The organism is Tenacibaculum finnmarkense genomovar ulcerans, assembly GCF_900239495.1.
In the GTDB taxonomy this organism is placed as follows: Bacteria; Bacteroidota; Bacteroidia; order Flavobacteriales; family Flavobacteriaceae; genus Polaribacter; species Polaribacter ulcerans.
Map to the genome: position 1 here is coordinate 1 of NZ_OENE01000016.1, position 1,413 is coordinate 1,413.

Here is a 1,413-nt window from a genome sequence, read left to right on the forward strand (position 1 = left end):
TGAACTTTACTGAAATAGGTTGACTAAAAATTCATCAATTATTGATAGTCACTTATGAAATTACAAAAACAACCCTGGCGAAAAAAAACGTACGAAAAAGTAACCTTAGAACTCAAATTATTCATCGTTGACCAAATTCAAAATGGTCAGATCTCTACAAACTTTGCTTCCAAAAAATATGATGTTCCTAGAACTACTATTTCATATTGGATTAGAAAATATAGTACCTTAGCTCAACAAAATAATGGTATGAGTAAATTAGATGAAATTAAAAAACTAAAGGAACGAATTGAAGAACTGGAGTTTGTAAAAGACTTTCAGCAAGATATTATTGCCGATATGGAAATCATTACTGGAGTTGATATGTCAAAAAAGTCGTTGCCCGAAACATTAGCAAAAGAGATAGAAATAAAGAAGAAAAACATTTTAAAAGAAAATGGTTCTATCAGTGTTTTGGGATTAGTAAACAAGCCTTCTACAAAAGAGTTAAAAAACAAGAAAACAAACAGTTAATTGATAAAAAACTAATTAAAATGGTGCAACAATATCGTAAAACTGTAGGTTCGAAAACTGGAGGAATTAAACTATATACCGAATTGAAAAACGACATGCTTAATCAGAATATTAACATCGGTAGAGATAAGTTTTATCGATTTTTAAGGCTTCATAACTTACTTATTCCTAAAAGAAAAAACTATGTAACAACAACAAATTCTAAACATCTTTTTAGAAAATATAAAAACATTGTAAAACACCACGTTCCTACTAGACCAGAGCAACTTTGGGTAGCTGATATTACATACATCAAAACTGAAAATGGACACAACTACTTAGCAATCGTTACGGATGCCTACTCTAAGCAAATTATGGGGTATAAACTCGATAACCACATGAAGACATCACTTTGTACAGATGCGCTCGCTATGGCTATTAAAAATAGAGAATACCCTCATGAAAAACTTATCCATCATTCTGACAGAGGATTCCAATATTGTAATCCTAAATACACTGAGTTTGCTGAAAGTAATGGAATTATCATGAGTATGACGGAACAATATGATCCCTACGAAAATGCTATTGCTGAAAGAATCAACAGAACTTTAAAGTACGAATATGCTTTAAAAGAAATCATTAAAAATACAGCTATTGCTCAAGAAATCACAAAACAAGCGGTAGATATATACAATAATTTAAGAACACATTTTAGCCTGAATTTAAGAAAACCTGCAGAAGTACATTTAAACCCTAATATAAAATATAAATCATATCGAAAAAATAATGTAAATTTACCCGAACTAACTATTTAAAAACAAAGCTAGTTCAAATTATTTTTTGCATTATAAACGGCTAAAAAAATAGTTTGAACGATATAAATTAACCTAAAAAAAGGTCAACCTATATCAGTATAATACA

Annotated in this window: 2 protein-coding genes; both read left to right on the forward strand. The window is 29.5% G+C overall.

Annotation, left to right across the window (positions count from 1 at the left end; translation table 11 throughout):
• The first annotated feature begins 54 nt into the window (after nt 1-54).
• Nucleotides 55-513, forward strand: coding sequence for a helix-turn-helix domain-containing protein (locus DPIF8902391_RS07045; RefSeq protein ID WP_058884145.1), 459 nt, complete (start codon nt 55-57; stop codon nt 511-513).
• Nucleotides 459-1,307: an IS3 family transposase gene (locus DPIF8902391_RS07050; RefSeq protein WP_244951348.1), complete on the forward strand. Its 849-nt coding sequence runs from the start codon at nt 459-461 to the stop codon at nt 1,305-1,307. The genes DPIF8902391_RS07045 and DPIF8902391_RS07050 overlap by 55 nt, the downstream gene beginning before the upstream one ends.
• The last annotated feature ends 106 nt before the right edge of the window (nt 1,308-1,413 follow it).

Coding starts and splice junctions, on each gene's coding strand:
- DPIF8902391_RS07045 (WP_058884145.1), top strand. CDS start 55: ATGAAATTACAAAAACAACCCTGGCGAAAAAAAACGTACGAAAAAGTA.